Source organism: Vibrio sp. Of14-4 (assembly GCF_022347625.1).
GTDB lineage: Bacteria > Pseudomonadota > Gammaproteobacteria > Enterobacterales > Vibrionaceae > Vibrio > Vibrio pristinus.
Map to the genome: position 1 here is coordinate 1 of NZ_JAKRGI010000041.1, position 4,097 is coordinate 4,097.

Annotated in this window: 1 protein-coding gene and 1 pseudogene; one reads left to right on the plus strand and one right to left on the minus strand. The window is 42.0% G+C overall.

Translation table 11 applies throughout. The annotated features are described in order from the left end of the window. Nucleotides 1–33: 33 nt before the first annotated feature. A pseudogene (locus MHN79_RS20655) lies at nucleotides 34–255 on the minus strand (acetate kinase); the annotation flags it as partial. A 109-nt stretch (nucleotides 256–364) separates the two neighbouring features. On the opposite strand from MHN79_RS20655, the gene MHN79_RS20660 reads away from it, so the two are divergent. Further along, a complete protein-coding gene (locus MHN79_RS20660; protein ID WP_239174859.1) occupies nucleotides 365–3,910 on the plus strand; it encodes an AAA domain-containing protein in 3,546 nt (1,181 codons plus the stop codon). The last annotated feature ends 187 nt before the right edge of the window (nucleotides 3,911–4,097 follow it).

The following is a 4,097-nucleotide window of genomic DNA, read 5'->3' on the forward strand; positions in this document are numbered from 1 at the left end:
CTAACGCTCGCTTTTGACTGTCTGTTTTATCGTTTAAAGCAGCTCAACCGATTGCTTGGCGATCACGTATTCTTCATTGGTTGGGATCACCATGGCCACAGCGCCAAGTAACTCGGATTTGGCGATAATACCAGATTGGCCAAAGCGAGCGGCTTGGTTTGCTACTGCGTCTTCCACAAAGCCGAGCAGCTTAAGGTTTTTAATGATTTCACTGCGAATCGGCAGTACATTTTCACCAATGCCGACGGTAAAGACTCGAATACTCGCCTATCACAGAATATGCTACTAAGTTAGCATATCATTTTCATATTTAGTGGTAAATTGCTGACAATATTGGAAAAGAATCATATTGATAGGAACCAGAATGGCGGAAATGAACTGGATACGATATTGGCGGAACTCTCTTGCTGATGCAGAGGGTGGTAAAGGTGCTTTAACGAAGAAAGACCTCAGTACTTATCATAAAACGCCTCTTACTAACTTTTCTAATGGGCTATTCGAACCAAACAACGCCATCTTGAATCGTCTCTTTTCTAATGAGAATGCTACGACGCGGGTTGTTAAAGCACACTATCGACCAGTAACCTATTTAGTTAAAAAGGAACATGGACAGGACTATCGTGGGAGAATGCCACAAGTATTATGTCCCATAATCTGCCCTATTTGGGTTACACGCGATGGTTTATTTTTCTCGGCAGGCACGCCTTATATTCCCAGAGACGTACTCTCCCCACAAGCTGACGACAAGTTTACGGTTGCAGAAATGTCTAAATTCGATGATTTTCTGACTCTGCATGACATTTCAAGCTATTCAGATGAAGAGATAGACTCTGCTATAAAATCTAAGGATGCGATTGAGGATCAAGAAAGTAGCTGGAAACGGTACTACAAATTCGCGCAAGACCTATTTAAAAACGTTTGTTCGAAGGAAAAAATTGACGAGCTTTATGCACTTTCCGGCAGTGGATTCATTGCTAAAGTAGATGAAGTCAGAGGCGCATCTACTCATATCCTTCGTCTTTATGACAAACTATCAGAAGTTAAGTGTTCGCTACCGCTTTTCCAGTCTTATGCCACTCAATCCACACTAAATCATAAAACGTGCATTGAGCCTACTGAGACAATCAATCAACGCCTTGGTCATTCGAACCCTCAATTCCCTTTGGCTGTTGCCCAACGAGACGCACTTTCTCATACTCTGGCTATGTCAGACTCAGATATATTAGCAATCAATGGTCCACCCGGTACAGGTAAAACGACATTTGTTCTATCTGTTGTGGCATCGCTATGGATAGAATCTGCCTTAACAGAGGAAGAGCCACCTATAATCATCGCTGCCTCGACAAATAACCAAGCGGTAACCAATGTCATTGATGCGTTTGGAAAAGATTTCGATGAAGGCGATGACGAACTCAGTGGCCGTTGGTTACCGGATGTGTCAAGCTATGGTGGATATTTCCCATCTGCGAAGAAAGAAGATGAAGCATCCCAAAAATATCAAACCCGTGGTTTTTACTCCAGGCTAGAAAATCAGGAATATCTCGCACGAGCCCAATCGCACTTTTTACAAAAAGCTCAGAGTTCTTTTAAAACACACCTGTTTGAATGCGTCTCTGATGTAAAACAGCATCTACTCAAACAATTAAACACGTGCAGTGAAAAACTTAACGAGATTCAGGCTTGCTGGACTAAATATTCTAAACAAAAGATTGTTATGCAAACATTGCTTGGCGATGATCCAGAAAAAACTCTGAAACAGTTAGACCAAAAAATTAAGTATGCTCAAACATCACACTCAGAGATAAACCAAAGCTTAATTAGGTGGCGTAATTACTTAGCAGACGAGCCGATTTGGCTTTTAATATTTAGTTGGCTCCCTTTCGTCCTGACTAAACGTGAAGTTCAACGAAAAAACTTCATCGCTACCTCATTGTGTAGTCAAGCACACGACTTAACGGGAGTTCCTGGGGATCTGGAACGCGTATTAGAGAAAGAGCTTTGTAAGCAGAAAGAGCAAATCCGGCAACTAAGCAGCACTTATGAACAGTATGTTCGATGTGACCAAGAGTTTAAAAACGCTGAATCCAACTGGGTTTTGAATACACGAGAGTTGTTATCGGATCAATCGACACCCCCTTCTTTTGATGATATTGACCCACTCCTCGATACAAGTATACGCTTTAGAATGTTTAGACTTGCCGTTCATTACTGGGAGGCTCGCTGGCTTCTTGCATGTGAAGAACAGGGAGAGAATTTAGAAGCCCTTGCTAGTAAAACAGGTCTTAAAGTTGTACTCCCCCGCTGGAGAAGGAGAATGATGTTAACACCTTGCATTGTATCGACTTTCCATTCCTTACCTTCACACATGACTTATCAAGCATTTGCAGGGGAAAACGAGTTCAAGACCGAGTACTTAACCAATACGGTAGATTTATTGATAGTAGACGAAGCTGGTCAGGTTTCACCTGAAGTAGCAGGAGCATCCTTCGCGTTAGCCAAAAAAGCACTGGTTATTGGGGATATCTATCAGATAGAACCTGTAAGACAGTTAAATGCCTGTATTGATGTTGGTAACCTCAAACAGTCGAGAATAATATCAGATGTTAGTGACTATGCATCGATTCAAGCTTCAGGAAGAAGTGTAGTAACTGGCAGTGTCATGCATATTGCTCAACATGCTAGTCAATATCACTACAAAAAGGAGGCCGAACCGGGAATGTTCTTACAAGAGCATCGCCGCTGCTACGATGAACTCATTTCTTATTGCAATGAACTTTGCTACAACGGACTACTACTAGCAAAAAGGGGAAAAGCAAACACTAATGACCCATACCCTCCTTTCGGATATCTTCATATCGATGGTCTGGCAGAGTTATTTGATGGTAGCCGAGGGAATAAACTCGAAGCAGAGACTGTCGCTTCTTGGTTAGCCAGCAACCGCCATCAAATCGAAGCTCATTTTGGTCAAGCCCTAGAAAAGGCCGTCGGTGTGGTGACTCCTTTTGCTGCGCAGGTTGACGCTATTTCTCAGGCCTGTCAGAAATTCGATATTAAAGTGGGCAAAGGCGAAGGAGAGCTCACTGTCGGTACGGTTCACTCATTGCAAGGTGCTGAGCGCAAGCTTGTTATTTTCTCTCAGGTATACACAAAGCATAGCAACGGCGGATTTATTGACATGGATGCCACTATGCTCAATGTTGCGGTATCCCGAGCTAAAGATAGCTTTTTAGTCTTTGGTGATATGGATGTGATTGCGGGAGCTCATAAGTCAAAGCCCAGAGGACTGCTGTCCAAATATTTGTTTAACTCAGAGTCAAATGAATTAAGTTTCAATATGGGTAAAAGGCCTGACTTGCTGCAAACCTGTGGGCAGCCTAAGTTATTAAACAATGCAAATGAACATGATGCATTGGTTATTCAAATCCTTGATAATGCGGAGAAAAAAGTCGATATCGTATCTCCTTGGCTTATCTATGAGAAATTAGAAACAACAGGTATCCTCGGTAAGTTACAAACCACTATAAGTCGTGGCGTGACAGTAAACATATATACTGATAAGCACTTCAATACTACTATTGCCAATCGCCCAGATATACAGAAACAAAAAGCGTTCGAAAAAGCCTGTGAAACATTGAAAGAACAAGGGATCACTGTGAACGTTATTGATGGGATTCATAGCAAAATCATCTTTGCTGATGATAAATACATGACGGTCGGGTCATTCAATTGGTTTAGTGCTGCAAGAGAGGGAAGATATGCCAATGTTGAAACGTCCATATTCTATGCTGGTGATTTAGCAAAAGAGACAAAAACCAATATCGACTTTTTCAACAGTAGAACTTTTAAAAGGTATGTTGGATGCACCGCCGCTTCAAACGCTTCGTGTCAACTTGAAACAGATGTCTGTTAGCACTTAAAGCTTTTACATCGATTGGGCTTAGATGACAAACCTTATTCGGAAAAAGCCATGGTTTTCTCCATGATAAACAAAAAAAGCGAGCCTAACGCTCGCTTTTGACTGTCTGTTTTATCGTTTAAAGCAGCTCAACCGATTGCTTGGCGATCACGTATTCTTCATTGGTTGGGATCACCATGGC

What these genes read in the sequence shown, in the direction of transcription:
- MHN79_RS20660 (WP_239174859.1), top strand. Translation starts at nt 365, where the DNA reads ATGGCGGAAATGAACTGGATACGATATTGGCGGAACTCTCTTGCTGAT.